Genomic DNA, 23446 nt, shown 5'->3' with positions numbered 1-23446 from the left:
CAATCCCTTATTTTATTGGGATTGAGCTTTTGTTTTTTAGTAGCTAGCTTTAGTAGTTAAGTTTTAACTTATTAAATAAGTGTAATCGATTATCGAACGTTATCACCATAAGTGACGATAGGACGCTCTAAGCGATGACTGGTAGCGGCGCTTTTTGCACCTGCTATAGCAGCTACAAAGGTTAGCAAGGCACTAATCAGCCAAAATAGACCACTGTATAGGGCAGCTTTACGAGCAACCTCTTCAGCTTGTTGTAAATTCTGGTCGACAGTTTGCTGTGCTTGCGCGATATACTGCTCAGTTTTCATCTTATATTCGTTAAACGACTGAGTAGCTTCATTGCGTACTTCTAGCGCTTGAGCTTCAGTAAGACCTTCTGCCTGCAGACGCGTGATAAGCTCATCACTTTTTAGCGTTTGTTCGATTGATGCCATACGCTGTTTTGCGTAGTCATCAATGTTACGCCAAGTATCAATATTCGTGAAGTCCATATCAGCAACATCACCTCGAGTATTATTGATCATCTCTTCTAATACGTTAGTTGTCGCTGCGATTTGAGTTTCGTTCAGGCCTTGCGTGTTCTTAGCGACTAAAGCATTAAGATCTTCTTGGCTAATATTACCTGAAACGGTTTGATAAGCTTGCTGGGCTTTTTGCTGCATCTGCTCAATAGCACTATCAGGTGCGGCAACTGCTGCCGTTCCTACCGCTGAAGTTCCAGCTGCGGCAACACCGCCAGCGGTTTTAGCAACCGTACTCACCGTACCGCCAACCACATTACCTGCAGTTGCCAAGATACTAGTAGCACCGCTCATAGCAAAAAAGGTGGTAAATAGTACGATTAAAGCAGCAGTCAACATACCAGTTAAAGACGCATCTTTTTGGTCGACTTCTGTGCCATCACCAAAGATAGCTTCTGGCGCTGAGAATTTGATAGCATAGTAGCCAGCGACAAAGGCACTGACTAGAGCGGTGATAGCGGCATAAATTCCGCCAGCAATGCTAGTTCCTTTTAGATCAAAAGGTAAGAACGAGCTTAACACTAGCGCTAAAGCAACCATCGCCATAACGACGATCAATCCCATGACGAGACCTGCTAGCACACCGCGCCAAGACGGACGGCGCTGAGGGGAGTAAGTAGTAGGTAACATAGCTATTCCTTATATTTTATTCTAAATGCTAATAGGTTTCTGTGACTAGACCATCGAAATGATCTAGCCAGTGTTAGTTGTCTACAGGTTTATCTATAACTTAAATAAAAAGAGACCTTTTATAAATATAAGCCAAGCATAAGGAATTAAAAGTAATATTAATAATACAGTTAAGTATAAAAACAAAGCTATCGTGTATAGGAGTGTTAAACAATGTGAAAGAAGCAGACAGATGTAAAGTTGTGTTGATACTAAGTTAATTTATTATAAGGTATTGATATTCATAAATATGTTGATCATTAATGAATGGTATCTTAACAGCTTCGCGGTTAGCTAAAGAGATTTATAAAATAGAAGCATAAAAAAAGCTCAGTCATCCTCGATGACTGAGCTTTTAGTAGTGTATTTATTAGTCTTACCAGGTGCTTTACAGCAAAATCGCTAATAAATGACGCCGTATAGTGGCGTCCCCAGGGGGATTCGAACCCCCGTTACCGCCGTGAAAGGGCGGTGTCCTAGGCCTCTAGACGATGGGGACGCATAGAGTGTTATAGCTTAATAAATAGGGCTATAACGGTACTGCACAATATCAGAGCGCTTATTCTATATAAACAAGCCTTGCCTAGGTGCTGATACTGCCTCTTAACTGTCTTATCTAAGATAAAAGAATCTAACGATAAAAAATATGGTGGAGCTAAACGGAGTCGAACCGTTGACCCCTTGCATGCCATGCAAGTGCTCTACCAACTGAGCTATAGCCCCTCGTTAAGAGTGAGCGTATTTTAGGGAATAGCAGGATGGTTGTCAATAGCTATTTTTAGAATAGTGATAAATAATTATCTACTAAAGCCAAATGTAGGGTAAGCCTCGCGCACTATTGGTCAAGACCTTAAACTTCCGGTGCGCGAATCTCACCAGACAAAAAAGAGTAGCTTTTTGAGTCAACTATTCAGCATCAGCCAAAAAATCAGGCAGATCTGCGGCTTTTTTCTCAAGCTTTTTCATTTTTTTCTTACCAAGGCCGCCTAGTACTTCAACCGCGTGGCGCAAGCGATTTAAGGTCATATCGGCACCGATGATCCACATCGAGTTCATCACTGGCGTGGATGAGGAGCTACCGGCAATAGCGATAAAGAAAGGGGCGATAAAGTCGCGCATCTTGAGATCGAGCGCCGTAGACAAGCCTTTGATAGTGGCATAAATATTTTCTTCAGACCATTCAGGCAATGACTCAAGTTGCCATAGCGTTAACTGGAGAATCTCCATGATTTGCTCAGGTGTGAGATTTTTGTGCTCAAAGTCATCGCTGGTAATCTCAGGTAGGTTTTGGAAATAAAAACCACCCCAATTGACCGCATCAGAGAGCAGTTCAATACGCGGCTGAATTGCGGCTGCCATTGCAGTGAGCTTATCGCTATTATTAGCCCAGTCGAGAATTCTGTTTTTTAATTCTTCAGGCGTCAGCTCGCGTAGCCATTCGCTATTGAGCCAATTGAGCTTTTCGATGTCAAAGATAGGGCCACCTAAGGAGACGCGCTGAATATTGAAGCTCGCTATCATCTCCTCAAGGGTGAACTTCTCTTCATCATTCGGCATCGAGTAGCCCATACGTCCAAGATAATTGAGCAGAGCTTCTGGCAGCACGCCAGCATCACGATAATAAGTGATAGAGGTTGGGTTTTTGCGCTTAGACAGCTTTGATTTGTCAGGATTACGCAGTAGCGGCATATGGCATAGCACTGGCATCTCCCAACCAAAATACTCATATAATAATTGATGCTTAGGCGCAGAATTTAGCCACTCTTCTCCGCGCATCACGTGACTGATTTGCATCAAATGATCATCGACGACGTTGGCTAAATGATAAGTCGGCAGACCATCAGTTTTTAGCAGCACTTGCATATCGACTTGCTCCCACGGAATCTCAACCGTACCGCGTAGCATATCCTCAATCTTACAAACGCCTTCGGTAGGCACGCGCATGCGGATGACAAAAGGTTTACCCGATTCGACAAGCTTGTCCGACTCAGCGCGCGGCAGATCAGCATAACGACCATCATAGCGCGGCGTCTCACCGCGAGCCATTTGCTCCGCTCGCATCGCATCTAATTCTTCGGGTGTACAAAAGCAGCGAAACGCGTGATCATTATCGAGTAGCTTTTGCGCATGTTCTTTATAGATATTCGCGCGCTCGCTTTGACGATAAGGGGCATGTGGTCCGCCGACATCAGGACCTTCTGACCAATCAAGTCCCACCCAACGTAGCGCGTCCAAGATCATTTGCTCGGAAGCTTCAGTGGAGCGCGCCTGATCGGTATCTTCGATACGCAGGATAAACTCGCCACCATGCGCCTTGGCGAAGGCTAGGTTAAATAGCGCAATATAAGCCGTACCGACATGCGGAAAGCCAGTAGGCGAGGGCGCAATACGAGTACGCACGGGACGAGTGGAAGGAGCTGGGTTGTTTGAAGTGGTTTGCATCAGGTCGCCTTACATAGAATGATCAGTTAAGAAGTTTTTGGTTAAACAGGTCTGTTTAAAAATTGAGTCAAGAGGGTTATAACTAACCGCAAAAAATAGCGTAAAATAGAGCGCTAGTATAACAGACAGCCAAGATATTTTTAGTGAAAAGCCCAGTTGGTGCTTGACTAGCTGTGTATCCTTGCGATAATAACGCTAGCGGAGCCTAACTTGTTTATTTTTATCTTGTTTTTTTTATAACATTACTGGCCCATAGGGTCGTCATCTATTGAGTTATTTGTGTCATTATCGAAGCCAAAACCAAGTCCAAAATTAGATGCTCAAGCAGCGACGCAGTCTGCTATTCCTAATGAAGCAGAGTTTAGTCATGAAGCGGTACTGCTAGAAGAAGCGGTCGCAGCTGTACTCGGCGTCAAATCCCTGCCGAAAGCGAATAGCGACAACAGTCTACAAGCGCGCGGCATCTATGTCGATGCGACTTTTGGGCGCGGTGGTCATAGCCGCCTACTACTCTCGCAATTAGCTAACGATGCGCAGTTGATTGTCTTTGATAAAGACCCGACTGCCATTGCTGTAGCTAATGAATTGGCGGCTGCAGATAGCCGGATCAAAGTGGTGCATGACAGCTTTGCCACTTTAACTGACAGCTTAGCCGCGCTTGGTATTAGCCAAGTCGATGGCCTCATGGCAGATTTAGGCATCTCCTCACCGCAGATCGACGATGGCAGCCGCGGCTTTAGTTTTATGCGGGATGGCGCAGTGGATATGCGCATGGATACTAGCCGTGGACAGTCGGTTGGGCAGTGGCTTGCGCAAGTCGATGATGAGACTTTGGCCAATGTATTATATGAGTTTGGCGAGGAGCGACACAGTCGCCGTATTGCGCGGGCGATCAAGCAAATGGAGAGCTATGAGTCGACATTAGAGCTAGCAGAGGTTATCAAAGTAGCGCATCCCAACTGGCAACGCGGCAAACATCCGGCGACCCAAAGCTTTCAGGCGATGCGTATCTTTATCAATAACGAGCTTGGCGATGTCGATAGCTTTTTGGAGCAGAGCCTTACGGTGTTAAAGGCGGGCGGTCAGCTATCGGTGATCAGCTTTCATTCGCTTGAGGATCGCCGCATCAAGCAGTTTTTGCAGCGTCATAGTAAGGGGCAGTATCCTGAGGATGAAAACTTACCGATGCCGCCTAAGCGCCCGCGCTATTTTAGTAAGCCCAAACGCATTGGCCCTAGCAAAACTGAGATCGCTCAGAACCCGCGCTCACGTAGTGCTTGGCTGCGTGCGGCGACTCGTACTGATATCGCTTATGAGCAAAAATCTGATTGAGAGTTGATTTACTATCAGCTTTTACGCTGAGCAAATATTTAGCTAAAACTGATTATAGTAAGAATACAAAATTGTAAAAACACAAAGTTTTCAGCCACTGTTGCTTAGTATAATGTTTCAACGGATACGTAACCGTTAAAAAGCCGTAAGTAATAGCGGTTAAACTAACCGGCTAGTTACCTTTAGGTTTTACTAACTAATGGTTTTTACTGACTATTAGCTTTTTATTAAAAAGTAGCTGTTAGTTTTTCTTTATCTTTAAGTCCACCTTTTTGAGATCGTCATGGCAATATCTGGCAAACCTAAATCTGGCCGCGTAGCAAGCTCAACTCATAGCGATGTGGGCGAGATGTTTGCGCAGCGTTTTAGTGTAATAAATATCTATGTGATGGTGCTGTTATTGTTGGCGGCGGGTATTGTTTGGAGTGGTATCAAAACGGCTGAAGCGGTACAGCAATACCATCAGGACTATAAGACCTTGCAAGATATGAAAAAACAGCAGCGTAAATTACAAGTTGAGCATCAGCGCTTGCTCATTGAGCAGCAAACCTTTAGTGCGACACCGCAGATTGCCAGTCGCGCAGTCGCAGAACTAGGCATGTATTCGCCAACGCTGAAAGATAAACTCATTATTCAGCCAGGCGCTCCAGTGATAGCGGGTGACACTTTTGCTAGCGCTGATACCGATAATAGTAGCACTGATGTTGCCAACACTGACCTGAGCCCAGAAAACCCGTCCGCTGCAGACTCTAGAGGGGATGGACAATGAGTAGCAAAAAGCCATCAACCGATAAAAAATCAGCTAGCGGTAAAGTGATAAAGCCGCTACGTCCTGCTAGCAAAGCGAAAGCTCAGCAAGAAGCTAAAGGTAACTCTACTAGCGCGAGTAAAAAAATATTCTCTCGTAAGAAAAAGAGTGACTCGCAAGGCGCTTATACCAGTGTAAAGAATCGCAAATCTAAACGCACCATTATGAGTAAGGCCTCAGGCGCGTCTTCGCGTGGTGGCTTTGAATATGACAAAAACCGCTTTCGGATGGTGTGGGCTATCGCCTTAACAGTTTTGGTGCTACTGATAGGCCGTGCCTATTATCTACAAGTCGCCAACGCCCAGTTTTATCAAGACAAAGGCAATGAGCTGATCACCAGCGAGCGTACACAAAAGTCGTATCGCGGCATGATTACCGATCGTAATCAGCTACCGCTAGCGGTCAGTGCGCCATTAGCGACTGTTTCCTTTAGTCCGCATGACTATGCGCGTGAATACTATGAGCTCAATAGAGTCATCATCGAAAATCCCAGTCAACCGGTATTACGAGCACGGATGCAAAAGCGCTTGGATAATATGGATCTGACTGTGTTAGCAGCAGCGGCCAACATTCCGGTGACTGAGCTTGAAAAGGCTGCTGCTATCGACAAGAGCGTCGATGTCACCGATGATGAGGCGGTCAAAGCAGCACTACCTTCAGGTCCAGGGTCGCACTATATGCCGCTACTCAATAAAGTCACCCCTGAGATCGCCCAAAGCGTCAGCTCGCTTGACTTCCCGGGCGTATATGAGAAAAATTTCTTTCAGCGTTATTATCCGCAGCCGCAGCCCAACGCGCAGCTGCTTGGATTTATGGGTCAAAACGCCAATGACCCTGAGGGCGGTTATGAAGGCCGCGCGGGTATCGAGCGTCAGTTTGAGCAAATATTAGCAGGGGAGGACGGCAAAGTCCTAGTGCTAAAAGATGCCAAACAAAACAGTCTCAAAGAAATTAAACAATTAAAGCCAGAAGTCGCAGGTAAAAACGTGGCTTTGACTATCGATTCGCGCTTACAGTACTTGCTCTACAAGGAATTAGAAAAAGCCGGACGCTTGCAGCAAGCGCGTTGGTCAACGGGTATGGTAGTAGACGTCCAAAACGGTGAAGTGCTAGCTTTATCGACTTGGCCTTCTTTTAATTCTAATAATCTCAATGAGATGACTGGCGAGAATCAGCGCAATCGGGCACTGCTCGATGTCTTCGAGCCGGGCTCAGTGATGAAGCCTTTTACCGTAGCAGCAGCGCTTGATTCAGGAAAGTATACCGCCAACTCTTTGATCGATACTAATCCTGGCTCTATCCGCGTCCGTGGTTATACTATTCGTGATCATAATAATTTAGGTACGATTAATCTTGCGACCCTACTACAAAAATCTAGTAACGTGGCTTCAACGAAAATCGCCCTCTCTTTGCCTGCTAATGGCATCACTAGTATGCAAAAGAAATTTGGTTTTGGCGCAAAAACCCCGCTACAGTTTCCAGGCGAAGGTAGTGGTAATGTCACGACACCCGAAGAGAAAGAAACCGCGCGCCGTGCCACTGTCAGTTATGGCTATGGTATGGAAGCAACGCTTGCGCAAGTTGCGCAAGCTTACGCGGCACTAGCAGCGGGCGGGGTTATGCATCCTCTGACGTTGACTAAAACCGATAAGCCGCTGCCAAGCAAGCGTATCATGGAGCATGAGCAAGCGATGGCCATCGTCGAGATGCTTGAGTCGGTAACGCTGCCGGGTGGTACCGCAAAAGCTGCTAATATTGATGGCTATCGCGTGGCTGGCAAGACCGGTACTTCGCGCCGTATTAACCCTGATGGCGGTTACTATACCGATCAGTACCGTAATATCTTCGCCGGTATGGCGCCAGCGTCCAATCCAAGGCTAGTCAGCGTTATCTTGTTGGAAGATCCGCGCGGGCTGCATTATGCCGGTTTGACCGCCGCGCCGGTCTTTCATAACGTGATGAAAGAAGCGCTACGCCTGTATAATGTGCCGCTTGATAAGCCGTTACAAACGCAAGAGTAGTCGCTCGCTTGAGGCGAAGTTTTTAACTTTTATTTCATTTTAAAGCTCTAGGATTTTTCATGACTGACGCTTATCAGGCTAATATTAATCAAAACAGTATTGATCAAAACAAGAATAACCAAACCAGTACCGTGACCTTACAGCAGCTACTAAACAATAAACACCAAGACAGCACTCCTGCAAGCAAGCGTTTGTCACAACAATTAACGTCCATTACTGCCCTGAGTCCAGTGATGGGCATTTCTTTTGCACAGTTACGACTAGATAGCCGGAAAATGGCCGAAAACGATGCTTTTATACTGCTAAAAAGCCAGACACCGAACTGCCAACAGAGCCGTCACTACCTACAACAAGCGGCAAACAGCGCTGCTTTTATTTTATCTGAAATAGACCCGCAAGCCCTGCTTAGCGAAGCTAACGTACCAGCCAATGCTAATATTCAGCCAAATGATAATAAATTGCCCGCTGAGCAGCAGCTATCGAATTTTCCTTGTCCTGTCGTTTATGTGCCTAATATCCGTGATTTTCTCGGTGACTTAGTGCAGCTGCGTCTGCAATACGAGCAGCCCACAACGCTACCCATGGTAGCCGCGGTTACTGGTACCAATGGCAAAACCACGATTAGCCAATTGGTAGCCCAATTAGCGCAATTAGCGGGCATGAGTAGCGCGGTTATGGGCACGGCAGGTAATGGTAAGTTAGAGGCGCTGGTGCAAGCCAGCCACACTACTGGTGATGCGCTAGCAGTGCAGCAGTTTTTGCAGCAAATGGGTGCGCAGCAAGTGGATTTGTTAGCGCTAGAGGCCAGCTCGCATGGTCTCGATCAGCAGCGTTTGCAAGGCGTACCTATTAAAGTCGCTATTTATACCAACCTGTCTCGTGATCATTTAGATTATCATGCGGATATGGATGAGTATGTCGCGGCTAAAGCCAAGCTGTTTGATAAGCAGCATTTCCCCAGTCTCACTCATGCCATTATTAATATCGATGATGCGTACGCACAAACTATGCTAGATATCGCGCAAGCGAGTGGTCTGAGCGTGTGGACTTATAGCCTAGATACTGCCAAAAAAGCCACCTTTAGTGCCGCTAGTATTCAGCCAAGCTTGCAAGGCGTGATGATAACTATGCAGAGCGAATTTGGCAATATCGACATGGTCAGTCCGCTCTTAGGGTACTTCAATGTCGCCAATCTATTGGCCGCTATTGCAGCAGCGGTGGCGCTCGGGATAGATATTGGGCGCATCGGCGAGTTGGTTCCTAAATTGCACGGCGCAGTCGGACGTATGCAGCGTGTGCCATCAAGCGAGGGCTGCTTTATCGTTGATTACGCGCATACGCCGGACGCGCTCAGTCAAGTGTTGATAAGCCTTAAAGCGCATTGTGAAGGTAAGCTATGGGCGGTATTCGGCTGTGGCGGTGATCGTGATGCTGGCAAGCGTCCTATTATGGCGCAAGCAGGGCTGGCGGGCGCTGATCGAGTCATATTAACCGCGGATAACCCACGTAGTGAAGACCCTAATGTTATTTTGCAAGACATGCAAGCGGGCATGACGGATGAGCAATATCAGCGTACTCATATCGAGCCTGCCCGGCAAAAGGCGATAGAGTATGCAGTTGAGCAGGCAAACGCTGCTGATATCGTGGTCATCGCTGGTAAAGGTCATGAGACTTATCAGGAGATCAAAGGGGTGCGTTATGACTTTGATGACAGTGTGATCTTGCAACAGGCCCTTAATCAAGTAGGGCGTGCCTAGCTCATTAAGCTTTCTTTGAGCGCATATCAGGCGTCTAGCTAATAAGCCTCAATAGACCATTCATAAAAAGTAGTCGTTAATAATTAATATAAAAGGTATTCACTATGACAGCTGACCACCACAATACTATTCAGTCGCAAGGACTGTATGTCTGGCAAGCGGATAACTTGCTGACAGCGACAGCAGCGCTTAGTGGACATTGGCAACAAGCGCAGGCAGCGCAAGACAGTCAAGAGCTGGAGGTGACGAGCAATCGTATCACCACTGATACGCGCACCATTCAAGCAGGTGATATATTTTTAGCGCTTAGTGGCGATAATTTCGATGGTCATGATTATATCAACATTGCGGCTTCTAAAGGCGCTATCGCCGCTATCGTCTCGCGTCCTATTTCAACGAGCATTCCGCAGTTAGTGGTTGATAACACGCGTTTGGCTTTGGGTCAATTAGGCGCTTATCGCCGTCAGCAGCATTCAAATCTAACCGTTATTGCAATTACAGGCTCAAGTGGTAAGACAACTTGCAAAGAGATGCTCGGCAGTATCTTCGGTCGCCTAGCGCCGACGCTGATTACCCGCGGTAACCTGAATAATGATTTGGGCGTGCCGATGATGCTGCTTGAGCTATCCGATCATCATCGCTATGCCATCATGGAGCTTGGGGCCAATCATATCGGTGAAATCGCTTATACCACTGAAATTGTGCGTCCTGATGTGGCTTGTATTCTCAATATCGGTACCGCGCACTTAGGCGAGTTTGGTAGCCGTGAAGGTATTTGCCAGACCAAATCTGAGATTTACCACACCCTAAGCGATAACCAGTTTGCGATTGTGCCGGACAAAGATGACTTTACCAATCAGCTACGCCGCACTGCTGAGAAAAATACCGCAAAAGTAATCGGTTTTGGTAATACCGATGTCAGCGCCAGCCATCTCGATGTCGAGCCTGAGCGCAGCGAGTTTAAATTGCATATCGGCACACAGGTCAAAGATATCTGTCTACCGCTCGCCGGTGAGCATAATGTCAATAACGCCTTAGCGGCGGCAGCTTGCGCTTATGCGTTAGCTATTGATATTGAAGATATTGTCATCGGCCTAGAAAACGCCCGTCCGGCGAAAGGCCGCCTTGATAGTCAGTTATTAGGCAATCATCGCTTGATCGATGATACTTACAATGCCAATCCGCACGCCGTACGTGCCGCTGCCAAAGTACTAGCCGCGCAAACGGGTACGCAAGTGATGGTACTCGGGGACATCGGTGAGCTGGGCGACGCCGCGGTTAGCGAGCATCAAAGCTTAGGTCGTACCATTGCGGCTAGCGGTATCGATGTGCTACTTTGCGTTGGTGAATACGCTCAATACACTGTTGCCGGAGCAGAAGAGATCGGCGGTATTACTGCGCATGATTTTGAGGATAAAGACAGCTTATTACAGTATTTACAGCAGTATCTACAAGCGCAGCAAGCACATCCTTGTACTGTGCTATTCAAAGGGTCTCGTTTTATGGAAATGGAAACCCTCATCAATGCGCTAATCGAGGAGTAAGCGGTGTTAGTTTGGTTATTTGAATGGCTTAGCCAGTATTATTCTCCGTTTTCCGCGGTCTCATCCTTGACGCTGCGCGCACTATTAGCCGTCATTACTGCCTTAGGGTTTAGTCTGCTCTTGGGCGGGCGGGTGATACGTCATTTACGTACGCTTCGATATGGACAGGCTATTCGTGATGATGGTCCGCAGTCGCATTTGGCCAAGACTGGCACGCCAACGATGGGCGGGGTGCTTATCCTCACTTCTATCGGTGTGGCAAGCTTATTATGGGCGCGCTTAGATAATCCTTATGTTTGGATTTTACTTATTGTCATGGTTATTTTTGGCGCGGTCGGTTGGGCAGATGACTGGTTGAAGATTAAATACAAAGATCCCAAAGGGCTGATTGCGCGTAAGAAGTACTTTTGGTTATCGGTCGGTGCTATCTTCGTCGGGGTCTCTTTATACTATATTGCCACTTTACAGCCTGATATCGCAACCACTCGTATGATGCAGGATCTACTGCTGCCTATATTTAAAGATTGGTACATTCCTTTTTCTGCAGTGCCTTTTGGCATTGCCTTTATTGTCTTTACGTATTTTGTGATTAATGGCGCTTCTAACGCGGTCAACTTGACCGACGGCTTAGATGGCTTAGCGATATTACCGGTAGTATTAGTCGCCGCAGGCCTTGGCGCTATGGCTTATGTCTCAGGTGACGTGCGCTTCTCAGAATACTTGCATGTACCTTATATTCCCTATAACTCTGAGGTTATTATCGTCTGCGGGGCGATGGTGGGTGCAGGACTTGGATTTTTGTGGTTTAACGCTCATCCCGCGCAAGTGTTTATGGGCGATGTTGGCGCGTTAGCACTAGGCGCGATGCTTGGTACGATCGCGGTGATGACGCGGCAAGAGATTGCCTTTGCGATTATGGGCGGCTTATTTGTCGCTGAAGCGGTATCAGTGATATTGCAGGTGGGCTCTTATAAACTACGCAAAAAACGTATCTTTCGCATGGCACCCTTGCATCATCATTTTGAAGAGATCGGCTGGAAAGAGACAAAAGTGGTGGCAAGATTTTGGATTATTGCTATTGTGCTAGTAGTGCTTGGCTTGATGACTTTAAAACTGCGTTAAATGCTAGCTTTACTAGGCTCAACACCCCTTAATAACAAAGCCAAAAAGCCACTCTAGATAATTTTAGAGTGGCTTTTTTATCGCTTATCCGTAGTAACTTTTGTTAAGATGCTAATGTCAAAATAATGAGCAAATTTAGAAGAGGTTAAGATACTTGTGTCACTATTTATATGTCCTATTTGCCAATCACCACTATTTCCAGCAGCAGACACTTGGCGCTGTGATGGTAGCTTAAACCCTAAAAATGTTTCTCATCCTTTTGATGTGGCGCGTCAAGGCTATGTCAACCTATTACCGGTCAATCAAAAAAAATCCAAATCCCCCGGCGACAGTAGCAACTCTATCCTTGCCCGGCAACGGTTTTTAGCAAACGCTCACTACCAGCCGCTGCGTGATCTAGTTTGTGCGCAAATCAACGCTTTACTATCAGCAAAGCACAGTACTGGACAAACAGACAAATCATCCGTCGATTGGTTAGATATCGGCTGCGGCGAGGGGTATTATACTGGGGCAATTGCGCAAACTAAGGGCATTAATAGCTTAATCGCCGCGGATATTAGCAAGCCTGCGGTTATAGAAGTCGCTAAGGCTAGCAAAGCGGCTAAGCGCTTATGGTTAGATATTGATAAGCAAGATGACAACAAGGAAGCTATTTATCCTATCGTCACTAGCGCCGCTCATCTACCACTGAGCGCCAATAGTTTGACTGGCATTACTAGTATTTTTAGCCCGATATTGCCGACAGCGTTTGCAGATGTCTTGCAAGAGGGTGGCTATTTAGTGATAGCTAAACCCGATATAGGACATTTGACTAGCGTGCGCGAGGCCTTATTTGATGAAGTACGTGAGCATAATTCGGATAAGTTTTTGACCGAGCTTGCGCCCTTTTTTGAAGTATTAGATACTCAGCGAATAAGTGCTGAGTTAACTTTACCAGCAGCAGACTTAGCGGATTTATTAACCATGACCCCTTATGCTTATCGAGCTCAGCCAGAAAAGCGGCAAGCGCTATTGGCAAAAGCGGCAGCGGCGAGCTTTAATACGGAGGCAAAATTTGTGGTTTATGTCTTAAAAAAACGCCCGTTATAGCCTATTATAGTACGGGCCCCATTGTCGCGACAATATTATGCCAAATTCGATAATATAACGGCCAATTTTCTACCTGTTCAAGACTGACATGATCAGAATCAGTAATATACTGCTGTTGACGCTCGATAATTTGCTCAGTCAATTCTCTATCGCTGAACACTACGTTATTTTCATAGTTTAAATCAAAGCTACGCAGATCTAAGTTAGTTGAGCCGATCAAGCTGATTTCACCATCGACGGTCAAAGTCTTAGCATGTAGCAAGCCCGGCTTATACTCATAAATATTCACTCCTGCCTGTAATAGCTCCCAATAGTAGCTGCGAGAAGTGGCCGCCACGATCAAAGAATCGTTATGTCTAGGGAATATCATCGTCACCTCGACACCTCGATAGGAAGCCGCGCATAAGGCGCTAACTAAAGAGTAGTCAGGGACGAAGTAGGGGGTAGAGATCGTTAGAGTGCGCTTGGTCTGGCCAATCAAAGTGTTTAAAAACTGTGGCGTCGTGCCGCGGCGCTGAGTCGGCCCGTCAGCGAAAACTTGCGCCGCTATGCCGTATGCTGCAGCAATATTTTTAGGCTGGTGCTGCTGCTGATTTTGAGAATTGCTTTGAGCCTGATTCTTTGGTTCAACAAAATAAGGAAAGCTGTCTAACGGGGTCTCTGGGTTTTTCATTAGCCAGTCGCTAGCGAATAACATCTGGTTTTGCGCGACGATAGGCCCCTCAAAGCGCAGCATAATATCAACCCAAGGCGCAAATCGAGGCTTGACTCGAAACTCAGGATCAGCGCAGTTGCGACTACCGTTGTAGCTAATCTTACCATCGATGACAGTGATTTTTCGGTGATTACGTAAGTCGATACGGCTAAAGAGCAGCACCTTAATGATATTGCGAATGGGCAGCGCCACACTGACTTCCACGCCAGCCTCTCTCATCTCGCGCCATATTTTGGAGCGTACCATCTTACGCGAGCCCATGCCATCGACCATCGCCCGGCATCTCACCCCGCGCTTGGCTGCACGCATGAGTGCTTGCGCGGTATCTATCCCCATACCATCGATCAACCAAATATAGTAAAGCACATGGATATGATCGGTCGCCGCATCGAAATCAGCAATCATTCGCGCTTCGGTTTCAGCAGCATCCGCCATCAGCTCAGCGCTATTACCGACAGTAGTATGGAAGCCGGTAACCTCAGCAGAGTAAGCAAAAGCCGCTTGGTACTCAGGTTTGACCGCTTTTACTAAGTCGACGTCATGACCAAGAACTTCAGGATGATTATGATACAGCTCATGTTTGATGCGCTCATAGTTCTGTGTAAATTTGCGCCCCAAGTGAATCTCACCAAATAACCAGTAAACCACAACGCCAATATAAGGCAAGACGAAGAGGATAACTATCCACGCCAATCGAGCTGGAGCGGTCAAGTCATGGCGGGCGAGCACTCGAACCGAGATCAGCAGCAGCAGTAAAAAGTGAATAGTCAGGAGAATGTCTAGAAACATAAAGCGGTCCGTTGTTATTTTTATCGTTGGTAGCGAGTCTTTTACTCTATTTCTACATAAGTATCTACACAGGTTCTACTTAGTGTCTAATTAACTTTTACATAGAATCTGTATAGCCTCCGAGCAAATAAAAGCTCGTTTCGTTTGTAGATATCCGTTGACTATACCGTATTTTATAGCGTTAGATATATCAAAACGTAAGTCAGAGTTTGCTGCTGCTTGCTAAGGCTTTATTGCGAGCGATTTGATTGCTTAATACCCTGCACTATGAGTATGATAAAGATAACTTTGGTCGTACGCAGCGCCTAGATAGACCTACCACGGCGTCTAACATAGGAGAAGGTTATGAATAATTGTCATTTATCTATGCTGTTGCTTACTAGTGTGGCCTTATCAATGTCATTGTCCGGCTGTAATAATGAGGCCCAAGATCCGAACATCGTCTATTCAGAAGAGCATCTAGATCCAATCGAAAACTTGGAGATGAGCTCAGAGGTGGATCGCAGTCAATTCACTTATAAACAAACCTTCTATGTACCCATCTATTCGGATATCTATACTGATAAAGACAACCGTAAAGTGTTGCTCTCAGCGACTTTGAGCGTCCGTAATACCGCGCTAAAAAACTCTCTTTATATCAATAAAATTGATTATTATAGTACGGATGGCACCTTTGTAAAATCATACGTTAATAGTCCTATCGAGCTGCCAGCGATGGGCACGCTGAACTATATCGTCGAAAAAGAAGAAGATAAAGGGGGCTCTGGAGCGAATTTTATCATTGAGGTTGAAGGCATTAATGATACGCTCACGCCAGTTATTGAAGCGGTGATGGTGGGTAATTTTAGTAATAAAGGCTTTGCTTTTAGTACCCAAGGCACGCCCGTGACTCATTAGCATTTGCTTGTTTTTATCACTGAGCTTAAAAGACACTGAGCTAAAAGAAGCGCAGCCGAATTATATCGGCTGCGCTTCTATGGTTAAAGCTAAAGTGAGCCTCATTGGTTCATATGACTGTTTTGATTCATGTGGCCTTTGTTCATCATGTGGCCCTCTTGATTCATATGACCTCGTTTCAACATATGACCGCCTTGTTTCATGTGCTGCGCGCGCATTGTCGCAAGCTTCTGGCGTTGCTCTGGGGTTAGTATATTCATCATGGCTTCACGGGTTTGCATGTGATCACCACGCTTGTTCTGTTTAAGCGCTTGAATTTGCGCTTTTTGTTGGGCTGTCAAGTCCAGCTCAGCCATCATAGTGTTCATGCTGTTACGCATATGTTGACTGCTGTTATTATGATGTATTTGCTGCATATTGTTATGAGGCATAGTGTTACTAGCGTTCGTATTGGCACAAGCGCTAATCACTGTTAGGCTTGATAGTGCTAGCGTGGCGCTTATCAATAGCTTTTTCATAAAAGCTCCCTATTTTTAGTAATAAATTAGTTTTAGTAAAAAATTTATATTATATTTTTAAATACTCTATAAATATTGAAATTATCTACAGTGTAAAGGATATTGCCGTCACTAATGTTTAGAAGACTTTAATAAAGGTAATCAATATCCATGAATTGTATACTAATGAGCCTTTTAGTAAATCCTTGTTATAATAAGGGTATTATGAATTGCTTATAACTATGTGTTTTATATTCTATCGATAGCTTAAGTCACAATCTCATTATTGATGGCTTTCGCCCAACGCCGACTTTTATTATGGCAGCGATTACAGAGCTCATGCGCCTGCGTCAGATAAGCGACATTACCGCAGTACATGCAGGCGTAGTGATAATTGGGCTCGACTTGCTGCACCGCTTGATAAGGCTTAGGAAATAGCGGCAGACCGTACCGGGTATCATCGAGCGGATAGAGCACCAGACTGAAATTGCCATCGACCTCTAACAGACCAATACGCACTTGCCCTAAGTGCTCAACGCCTTGCCGACGCATCTCAGAGAAAAACTCATCGTGCGACATCTTGCCTTCTTTGATTTTCTCTAGTACCAAGCGCCCGTTTTCGACGATATAGACCGGCTTGCCCTCTAACAGATATTCAAAAGGCTGATACTTCATCATAAACCAAGTGCATAAGCGGTACAGGCCGATGACCACGCTCATAATTATCACCGCTTGGATAATGGGTAAATCCTCAGTGAACATCGGATCGCCTGCGATAGAGCCAAGCGATAGGATAATAGTCAGCTCAAAGATAGACAGCTGACGCACGCCACGCTTACCGGTGAAGCGCAAAAACACAATAATCATGATAAACATGATCGCCGCGCGCAGGGCGACCTCAAGCGCAAAACTCCAAGTGGTATCGTGAATAAAAATGCTCGCCCAATCCATTTTATAACCTTAACTTTTATTATTTGTATTTTAGGCCAATCGTTCTAAAAGCGCCTTTTTCATCTATCTCTTTCACCACCAAAGACCAGTCATTATTGATCGCCACGGTATCGCCTGAGACCGGAGCCGTTTCTAAATTCTCGATGATATACTCGGCCACGGTTTGCTGCCACATATCTACAGCAGGCGTCTCTCTTTTCGTTCTAGGTTTAGTGTTGACGGTCTCTGTTTGCATCAGTTCATCGAAAAAAGGCAGGCTGCCAAGTTTAGCGCTAGGCGATAATAGCCAGTCGCCATAAAAGTCATCCATCTCTTTATTATTGAGGCTAGTATCATTGAATATTTGCGCAATTTTGCTGGCATGTTTGCCTCTAAGCGCATACCAGACATGATCGCCTCGTTTGAGCTCAGTATTGTCATCGACCACGACCAAATACTGGCGCCGCACAAGCGCAAAAATTTTTATCTCGTTAGCATTAATATTAGTAGAGATGGTTTGCGGATGGCGACCTATCGCAAACGCGCCATCATTGACTTCAAACTCATAGAGCGTGATTTTGGCCCTATCAGAGACCCAAACCTCGTGCTGCTCTTTGGGCTCTTTGTTATTGGGAATACGCACCCTAAATAGATTAGCCATAATAGGAATAGTGCTGCCTTGCAAAATCAGCGATAACACCACCACGCCAAAGGCGATATCGAACAATAGAAAGGCATCCTCGACCAAGGCTATGACCGGTAAAATAGCTAAGGTAATCGGCACCGCGCCGCGCAGGCCAACCCAAGAGATAAAACCAATCTCCTTATCTTTAAATTTGAAGGGTTTGACACTAGAATAGACGGCGATAGGGCGCGCAACCAAGATCATAAAGGCGGTAATCGCGACCGAATAGTACCAAACATTGAGCACGTTGGAGGGCGTGACTAATAGCCCTAAAACCACAAACAGCACCGCTTGCGATAACCAAGCAAAGCTATCCATCACCCGCAGCACATGCTCGGTGGAGCGCACTTTATTATTACCAATGATGACCCCTGCCAGATAGACTGCCAAAAACCCGCTACCACCAATAAGGTTAGTAGCGGCAAATACCGCCAGCCCCGCAGAGAGGATCAAAATAGCGTACATCCCTGCCGCTAGATTGATCTTGGGCAGTAGCTTGGATAATAGATAGCCGGCAAGCAGGCCTAATAGTAAGCCAAAACCCAACTGCTGAACGAGTAAACCCAAAAAGCCAAGCACCGTCTGACCTTTGGGATCGACGTTTAGCGCGATCAGGCCGGTGACTAACAAAATAGCAAAAGGATCGTTCGCGCCAGACTCAAGCTCCAGTGTCGCTTGCACCCGATCGTTGAGCTTGACGCCGCCATTACGAAGTAGCGAAAACACCGCCGCCGCATCGGTCGAGCCTACGATAGCCGCCATCAACATACCCACGCGCCAGTCGACATCGAGGAGCCAAGTAACGAAGAGTCCTAAAACTACTACCGTCGCAAAAACGCCCCAAGTGGCTAGGGTGACTGCCGGCTTTAGTCCGACTCGAAACGACTGAAAGGAGGTACGCAGGCCGCCATCGAGCAAAATACAAGCTAAGGCAGCTTGACCGATGAAGTTGGCAATATTGTACTGTGAAAATTCAATACCCAGCACACCTTCTTCACCCGCGAGCATTCCTACTATTAAGAACAGCAGCAGCAAAGGCACGCCTAAACGTGCCGATAAGGTGCTAGCCATAATGCTAGCAAAGATCAATAATGCCCCTACTAAATATAGGACGTTTAAAGTATCCATCTTTTTTATCCTATTTATACTGAGCGTCAAAAGGCTCGTCTGCGTCATTATTCACAACAGTAGCCTCAGCGTCAAACTTAACTTTGCTAATAATTAACAAGATCAATAATTAGCTCTGTCAATAAATAGAGTGCTGTTGACGACCTCTTTTATTTTGGAGTAAAAGAGCCTGTTTTGTGCTGAAGTAGTAGGGACAAGGCACTGGTGATAATAGTTATTTACTAAGATAATGAATGGTCTTAGTTCCGTCGATAGTTGGCTGGTTGACGGTCAGTTTGCTATCTAGTATGTCACCTTTGGCATCGATGTTATAACAGTGTGACGAGCTACCTTTACGCTTACCATTGGTCAGCTGGTTTTCAGAGGTATTTAGACAGAACCAAGCGGTATGGTTACTAGCTTGCGATAGTGTCCATGCTTGAGTGAATTGGCTCACTTGCTGACGCTTACTGCTATCGGTGTAGACCGTCTCAGTGAGTAGCTCGCTAGCAGCGCCCGTTTGCGCTCGTTTAGGCAAGGTAGCCGTTTGCGTCGCTACTGAATACTGGCCTAAATTATTGGTAAATCCGTAGAACTTCAAAGGGTTCAAGCTATAATAATTTAGATTTATCGCATTGCCTACCACTTTTCCCTCTGTCGTGGTCAGAGTCGTCATCTGCGCCGTCTGCAATTGTCTACCCTCAAAGCTCATAAAGCCCTTAGGCACAACCTTGATCTGTGACACTAAAGGTTTTGTCTCATCGACGGCATATAGAGTCTCAGTACGCTCGCGAGTATAGATATTGAGCAATGCGGTCTCAATCGGATATTGAGTGACGACGCTATCATTAGCGTTATCCATGCCATCCATCGGCGCGTTGATGGTTACACAAGCGCTTAAGCTCAGTCCTACTAGTCCTGCTAAGGCTAAGTTTTTCATCGTTCATCCTTGCTATTATTTTGCGTTGACGTTCAGCCGATATCGACCGCTGCTATCTACTATAATCGAATTTTGTAGCGCTCGCGTCTGACATTCGTTATTTATAGCGCTACAGCTATAAGACTAGCATCATCAGCGCTATAGTGATGACTGAATAGTTAATGTCTGGCTAATCTGTACAAGTTTTATTACTCTACTAGACTAAGTTTCATAAATTTCATGGTAAGTGCAATAGGTGACATATGGATGTGTTCTCTTACTGGCAAGGCTTCTACAACGATCCTTGGTTTTGGCAGTTTCCGATGGCGACGCTAGCCATCAGCATGACAGCGTTTTTGGTGGTGGCGATTCCGTGGACGATTATCGCTTGGCGTGATCCTATTGCGCTGCGTAAATACAAAATACAATCCAAGCCCTTTGAGATGCAGAAGTTCTTACTGCCGTCCATTGGCCGTATCATCATCAATAATATTATCTTAGCGGCCTTATTAGTGCTGGTTTGGCCGCTCCTTAAGCTCACCGGCGTACATAATGGCGCGCTACCTGCGTGGTACATTATTATCGCGCAGCTGGTGTTTTTTGTGCTACTCGATGATTTCTTATACTACTGGATGCACCGCTATATGCATGAGAATAAGTGGCTACTCAAGCATATCCATAGCGTCCATCACCGGATTCATAATACTTGCGGTATCAACGGTAACTACATGCATTGGGTCGAGTACTCGCTCACCGCGACGCTCACCTTGGTCGGGCCTATCGTGCTTGGCGCGCACATTTACGTGGTCTATCTATGGGTGATACTACGGCAAATTGAAGGCGCGGATGGTCATATCGGCTATGATATCCCGTGGAATCCTGCCCATCTACTGCCAGTTTACGAAGGGCCGGTGTATCACGATTTTCATCATGCCAAATTCAAAGGCAACTACGCGGGATTTTTGCCGTATTTGGATAAATATTTAGGCAAGACTCATATTCCGGCCTATTTGAATTATCTAAAAGAAAAGAAGAAAGGTCTGACACCCGTTGAGATTGAGGAGAGTACGAAGCTGGCAAAACGACAGGCTCAGGCGCTTAAACGGCAGGCGCGGGGTTAGCTGCTATAGTCAGTTTAAAGTAAAATTGTTATGAGACTAAGTGCGCTACTGGTATAAGTTTTACTTGCGTGCTGCGTTCCTTCGATGCTGCGTAAAATTCATCCCAACAGCGCTATGTCATTTTTAAAGTGAATCGACTATATAAGCATAAGCTAAATTTCAACAGACCCTAATACATTTTCAATAAAAAAGCAGGAAGCTTACAACGATAATAATGAAAACATGGAGAGAATTATGTCAGCCACTAAAGAAGAAATCGTTGCCTTTATACACTCAGAGTTTCCGAAATCTAGATATAAGATTGAGTCAGTAGGGGATAGCAAAGCCACTTTGTCACTCGCTGTTGGTAGCGACGAGCTGCGACCTGGCGGCACCGTTTCCGGCCCGGTATTGATGAGTATTGCAGATGTCGCGATTTATATAGCGATACTGGGTGAAATCGGTATCGTACCCTTAGCGGTAACCACTAGCCTAACCATTAACTTTTTGCGCAGACCAGTAGCAGAGGCGAGCATCATTGCTGAGTGCAGCTTAATAAAAGTAGGACGCGCATTAATCGTAGGCGAAGTATCTCTCTATTCCAAAGGCTCTGAGGATATGGTGGCCCATGTGGTTGGGACTTATTCGGTGCCGCCTAAGCGTGACGAGCTAAAATGAAAAAGGCTTTGCTTGAAGAGTAGTGCAGGAATGTTTAAAAAGGCTAGAAAAAGTGCCAATCAAGGAAGCTTGATTTAACAGAAGAGAAATGGCGGTGACGGAGGGATTCGAACCCTCGATACGCTATGAACGTATACACACTTTCCAGGCGTGCGGTTTCAGCCACTCACCCACGTCACCTTTTTTAGACGGCTTAGTATAACGGATACGATTTGAATTGTCACGGTTTGCGCTTTATCTTTCTTTATTAATAAGTGCCTGCTAGGATAGCGCATTAGTGAGGACAGCAGCATCGATTATATCGACGAAGGGTACAAAATAACGTGATGAGTTTTGCAATAATAAATAGTAGGGCGATGAGTCGTGTCAAACATAGTATAACAGCCAGTGCAGGAGCGATGATAACGGTATGGCTACTCGCGATAGCGCCTGCTTATGCCGATGACTTAAGCCAGTGTAATGAGTCATTTTATGGCGGGGTTTATCCTGAATTTATCAATGATAAGCTCAGAGCTAACACCCAAGCGCTATGTATGGATGGCTTTGCGGTCATGTACTCAGGGGTGACGCGCACACCTTTATGGTCCGCAGAACATCTGACTCGAACCCGTCTCAATCAGGCCAAAACCATTGATCGTGAAGACAGCTTTCATGAAGAGAGCCGTCTGCCAGAATCTGCTAGAGCGTCATTAGACGATTATTCAGGCTCAGGCTATGATAGAGGACATCTTGCGCCCAATGCCGACATGGCCACGCGCTCGCAGCAGTACGATAGCTTTAGTCTCGCTAATATCGCGCCGCAGTCGCCGCGCAATAACCGCTACATTTGGCGCAATATCGAATCCGCTACGCGCTATCTCACGCAGCAATATGGCGAAGTTTATACCGTGACAGGAGTGGCCTTTACGGATAAAAAAACGAAGCGCTTAAATAGGCAAGTGCTCGTACCTAGTCATTTTTTTAAAGCGGTTTATATTCCAGCTCTCAATCAAGCCGGCGTCTACTACGCGCCTAATGATGAGTCCGAACGCGTTGAGGTGATTAGCCTTGATGAGCTTAGCGAACAGGTAGGGGTGGAAGTGCTCCCTGTGTTAGATAGCGCGGTAAAGCAGCAAGTTTTGGCATTGCCATTAAAAGCGGGAGAAAAGATAGATGCCCCTACTGAGCCTAGCGAAGAGCCATTATGGCTAATATTCGTTTTAGCTTTAGTGGATTGGCTGTTGACACAGCTGCAAGCGTAATTACGATAAGTCGTACGATCTAAATCATAGGCATTAACAGGCACTATAAGAATATACTGGTGAGATAGATTGCTTAATGAATATAAATGATCGTTGCTGATCACTATTTTTGATAATTGGAGTAACTTATGATCGATCCTTTTGCAAATAATCATCAAAGTATGCAAATTGGTGAATTGGTTATCGAAAATCAACAAGACAAGATTATTATCTACGGTGATTTGGATTTATACTTGACCGAAGCTGGATTTGAGCAGGCAAAGCAGCTACACGAGCTTACCAATAAGATATTAAAGCAATTTGAAAGAACTGGTCAGTACACATATATAGATGAAGTGTCAAAATCAAATGATGACTGGTCAGATGACAATATTGATAATCCGTTTTTGTAACTATTTGATATAGTTATGAATTAGAGAAAGAAATCTTTATAAAAAATTACTAGGCAAAATGTTTTTTTTGCCTATAATGTAATCAGACAGCGCTTGTACTGTTTTGATAAAGACTATTTTAGTCGTTATTAATCTAAATAATAAGTGGAAAAGATAACTCACAGAAATAACTTCTTTTTTATTTATGTTGG

General features: G+C 45.6%; 19 protein-coding genes and 3 tRNA genes. 12 read left to right on the top strand and 10 right to left on the bottom strand.

Annotated elements, in window-relative coordinates; translation table 11 throughout:
- Positions 1 to 89: 89 nt before the first annotated feature.
- From ACS8E3_RS01815 to gltX, 4 genes are all read right to left on the bottom strand, one after another.
- Positions 90 to 1151, bottom strand: coding sequence for a hypothetical protein (locus tag ACS8E3_RS01815; protein WP_439240584.1), 1062 nt, complete (start codon positions 1149 to 1151; stop codon positions 90 to 92).
- 462 nt (positions 1152 to 1613) lie between these two features.
- Positions 1614 to 1689: transfer RNA gene (locus ACS8E3_RS01810), tRNA-Glu, on the bottom strand.
- 148 nt (positions 1690 to 1837) lie between these two features.
- Positions 1838 to 1913 (bottom strand) — tRNA-Ala (locus ACS8E3_RS01805).
- Positions 1914 to 2096: 183 nt separating this feature from the next.
- A complete protein-coding gene (gene gltX, locus ACS8E3_RS01800) occupies positions 2097 to 3635 on the bottom strand; it encodes a glutamate--tRNA ligase (RefSeq protein ID WP_439240687.1) in 1539 nt (512 codons plus the stop codon).
- 339 nt (positions 3636 to 3974) lie between these two features.
- Between gltX and rsmH the strand changes: the two genes are divergently transcribed.
- The 7 genes from rsmH (at position 3975) to ACS8E3_RS01765 (ending at position 13305) form a co-directional block, all read left to right on the top strand.
- Positions 3975 to 4964: a 16S rRNA (cytosine(1402)-N(4))-methyltransferase RsmH gene (gene rsmH / locus ACS8E3_RS01795; protein WP_439240684.1), complete on the top strand. Its 990-nt coding sequence runs from the start codon at positions 3975 to 3977 to the stop codon at positions 4962 to 4964.
- A gap of 283 nt (positions 4965 to 5247) precedes the next feature.
- Positions 5248 to 5733 carry a cell division protein FtsL gene (gene ftsL, locus ACS8E3_RS01790; RefSeq protein ID WP_439240581.1) on the top strand — a complete coding sequence of 162 codons (486 nt, stop codon included), beginning with the start codon at positions 5248 to 5250 and terminating at the stop codon, positions 5731 to 5733.
- Complete coding sequence (locus ACS8E3_RS01785; protein WP_439240579.1) at positions 5730 to 7793, top strand: peptidoglycan D,D-transpeptidase FtsI family protein; 2064 nt, start codon at positions 5730 to 5732, stop codon at positions 7791 to 7793. The genes ftsL and ACS8E3_RS01785 overlap by 4 nt, the downstream gene beginning before the upstream one ends.
- A gap of 59 nt (positions 7794 to 7852) precedes the next feature.
- Positions 7853 to 9550 carry a UDP-N-acetylmuramoyl-L-alanyl-D-glutamate--2,6-diaminopimelate ligase gene (locus tag ACS8E3_RS01780; RefSeq protein WP_439240576.1) on the top strand — a complete coding sequence of 566 codons (1698 nt, stop codon included), beginning with the start codon at positions 7853 to 7855 and terminating at the stop codon, positions 9548 to 9550.
- Positions 9551 to 9654: 104 nt separating this feature from the next.
- Positions 9655 to 11094, top strand: a complete 1440-nt coding sequence (locus tag ACS8E3_RS01775) for a UDP-N-acetylmuramoyl-tripeptide--D-alanyl-D-alanine ligase (RefSeq protein WP_439240573.1) — start codon at positions 9655 to 9657, stop codon at positions 11092 to 11094.
- A 3-nt stretch (positions 11095 to 11097) separates the two neighbouring features.
- Positions 11098 to 12216, top strand: coding sequence for a phospho-N-acetylmuramoyl-pentapeptide-transferase (mraY, locus tag ACS8E3_RS01770; RefSeq protein WP_439240570.1), 1119 nt, complete (start codon positions 11098 to 11100; stop codon positions 12214 to 12216).
- 150 nt (positions 12217 to 12366) lie between these two features.
- Positions 12367 to 13305, top strand: a complete 939-nt coding sequence (locus ACS8E3_RS01765; RefSeq protein ID WP_439240682.1) for a putative RNA methyltransferase — start codon at positions 12367 to 12369, stop codon at positions 13303 to 13305.
- Between the two features lie 4 nt (positions 13306 to 13309).
- Here the strand turns inward: ACS8E3_RS01765 and cls are convergent, their stop codons facing one another.
- Positions 13310 to 14809 (bottom strand): cardiolipin synthase, encoded by a 1500-nt coding sequence (cls, locus tag ACS8E3_RS01760; RefSeq protein WP_439240568.1) that lies wholly within the window; start codon positions 14807 to 14809, stop codon positions 13310 to 13312.
- A 345-nt stretch (positions 14810 to 15154) separates the two neighbouring features.
- Between cls and ACS8E3_RS01755 the strand changes: the two genes are divergently transcribed.
- Entirely contained in the window at positions 15155 to 15706 is a 552-nt protein-coding gene (locus ACS8E3_RS01755) for a DUF3124 domain-containing protein (RefSeq protein WP_439240566.1), read from the top strand.
- Between the two features lie 101 nt (positions 15707 to 15807).
- Here the strand turns inward: ACS8E3_RS01755 and ACS8E3_RS01750 are convergent, their stop codons facing one another.
- From ACS8E3_RS01750 to ACS8E3_RS01735, 4 genes are all read right to left on the bottom strand, one after another.
- Positions 15808 to 16224 carry a hypothetical protein gene (locus ACS8E3_RS01750; RefSeq protein WP_439240564.1) on the bottom strand — a complete coding sequence of 139 codons (417 nt, stop codon included), beginning with the start codon at positions 16222 to 16224 and terminating at the stop codon, positions 15808 to 15810.
- Between the two features lie 246 nt (positions 16225 to 16470).
- A complete protein-coding gene (locus ACS8E3_RS01745) occupies positions 16471 to 17154 on the bottom strand; it encodes a DUF421 domain-containing protein (RefSeq protein ID WP_439240562.1) in 684 nt (227 codons plus the stop codon).
- Positions 17155 to 17173: 19 nt separating this feature from the next.
- On the bottom strand, positions 17174 to 18946 hold the full coding sequence (locus ACS8E3_RS01740; RefSeq protein WP_439240560.1) for a potassium/proton antiporter: 1773 nt from the start codon (positions 18944 to 18946) through the stop codon (positions 17174 to 17176).
- A gap of 214 nt (positions 18947 to 19160) precedes the next feature.
- Positions 19161 to 19865: a hypothetical protein gene (locus ACS8E3_RS01735; RefSeq protein ID WP_439240558.1), complete on the bottom strand. Its 705-nt coding sequence runs from the start codon at positions 19863 to 19865 to the stop codon at positions 19161 to 19163.
- Between the two features lie 242 nt (positions 19866 to 20107).
- Here ACS8E3_RS01735 and ACS8E3_RS01730 point away from each other — a divergent pair, with 242 nt between their 5' ends.
- Both ACS8E3_RS01730 and ACS8E3_RS01725 read left to right on the top strand, forming a co-directional pair.
- A complete protein-coding gene (locus tag ACS8E3_RS01730) occupies positions 20108 to 20965 on the top strand; it encodes a sterol desaturase family protein (protein WP_439240556.1) in 858 nt (285 codons plus the stop codon).
- 234 nt (positions 20966 to 21199) lie between these two features.
- The gene (locus tag ACS8E3_RS01725) at positions 21200 to 21622 is read left to right on the top strand and encodes a PaaI family thioesterase (RefSeq protein WP_439240554.1); all 423 of its coding nucleotides are present in this window, start codon (positions 21200 to 21202) and stop codon (positions 21620 to 21622) included.
- An 89-nt stretch (positions 21623 to 21711) separates the two neighbouring features.
- Here the strand turns inward: ACS8E3_RS01725 and ACS8E3_RS01720 are convergent.
- Positions 21712 to 21802 (bottom strand) — tRNA-Ser (locus tag ACS8E3_RS01720).
- A gap of 176 nt (positions 21803 to 21978) precedes the next feature.
- On the opposite strand from ACS8E3_RS01720, the gene ACS8E3_RS01715 reads away from it, so the two are divergent.
- Together ACS8E3_RS01715 and ACS8E3_RS01710 are read left to right on the top strand one after the other, a co-directional pair.
- A complete protein-coding gene (locus ACS8E3_RS01715; protein ID WP_439240551.1) occupies positions 21979 to 22863 on the top strand; it encodes a DNA/RNA non-specific endonuclease in 885 nt (294 codons plus the stop codon).
- 128 nt (positions 22864 to 22991) lie between these two features.
- Positions 22992 to 23255: a hypothetical protein gene (locus tag ACS8E3_RS01710; RefSeq protein ID WP_439240549.1), complete on the top strand. Its 264-nt coding sequence runs from the start codon at positions 22992 to 22994 to the stop codon at positions 23253 to 23255.
- Positions 23256 to 23446 lie beyond the last annotated feature (191 nt).

It is taken from the genome of Psychrobacter sp. 2Y5, assembly GCF_051847375.1.
In the GTDB taxonomy this organism is placed as follows: Bacteria; Pseudomonadota; Gammaproteobacteria; order Pseudomonadales; family Moraxellaceae; genus Psychrobacter.
Note: the sequence above shows the minus strand (reverse complement) of the source record. Positions and strands in the feature narration are given on the sequence as shown.

Bases quoted from the DNA above. Each gene is read 5' to 3' on its own strand.
- ACS8E3_RS01815 (WP_439240584.1), bottom strand. From the start codon at position 1,151: ATGTTACCTACTACTTACTCCCCTCAGCGCCGTCCGTCTTGGCGCGGT.
- ftsL (WP_439240581.1), top strand. From the start codon at position 5,248: ATGGCAATATCTGGCAAACCTAAATCTGGCCGCGTAGCAAGCTCAACT.
- ACS8E3_RS01785 (WP_439240579.1), top strand. From the start codon at position 5,730: ATGAGTAGCAAAAAGCCATCAACCGATAAAAAATCAGCTAGCGGTAAA.
- ACS8E3_RS01780 (WP_439240576.1), top strand. From the start codon at position 7,853: ATGACTGACGCTTATCAGGCTAATATTAATCAAAACAGTATTGATCAA.
- ACS8E3_RS01775 (WP_439240573.1), top strand. From the start codon at position 9,655: ATGACAGCTGACCACCACAATACTATTCAGTCGCAAGGACTGTATGTC.
- cls (WP_439240568.1), bottom strand. From the start codon at position 14,809: ATGTTTCTAGACATTCTCCTGACTATTCACTTTTTACTGCTGCTGCTG.
- ACS8E3_RS01755 (WP_439240566.1), top strand. From the start codon at position 15,155: ATGAATAATTGTCATTTATCTATGCTGTTGCTTACTAGTGTGGCCTTA.
- ACS8E3_RS01750 (WP_439240564.1), bottom strand. From the start codon at position 16,224: ATGAAAAAGCTATTGATAAGCGCCACGCTAGCACTATCAAGCCTAACA.
- ACS8E3_RS01745 (WP_439240562.1), bottom strand. From the start codon at position 17,154: ATGGATTGGGCGAGCATTTTTATTCACGATACCACTTGGAGTTTTGCG.
- ACS8E3_RS01740 (WP_439240560.1), bottom strand. From the start codon at position 18,946: ATGGATACTTTAAACGTCCTATATTTAGTAGGGGCATTATTGATCTTT.
- ACS8E3_RS01735 (WP_439240558.1), bottom strand. From the start codon at position 19,865: ATGAAAAACTTAGCCTTAGCAGGACTAGTAGGACTGAGCTTAAGCGCT.
- ACS8E3_RS01730 (WP_439240556.1), top strand. From the start codon at position 20,108: ATGGATGTGTTCTCTTACTGGCAAGGCTTCTACAACGATCCTTGGTTT.
- ACS8E3_RS01725 (WP_439240554.1), top strand. From the start codon at position 21,200: ATGTCAGCCACTAAAGAAGAAATCGTTGCCTTTATACACTCAGAGTTT.
- ACS8E3_RS01715 (WP_439240551.1), top strand. From the start codon at position 21,979: ATGAGTCGTGTCAAACATAGTATAACAGCCAGTGCAGGAGCGATGATA.
- ACS8E3_RS01710 (WP_439240549.1), top strand. From the start codon at position 22,992: ATGATCGATCCTTTTGCAAATAATCATCAAAGTATGCAAATTGGTGAA.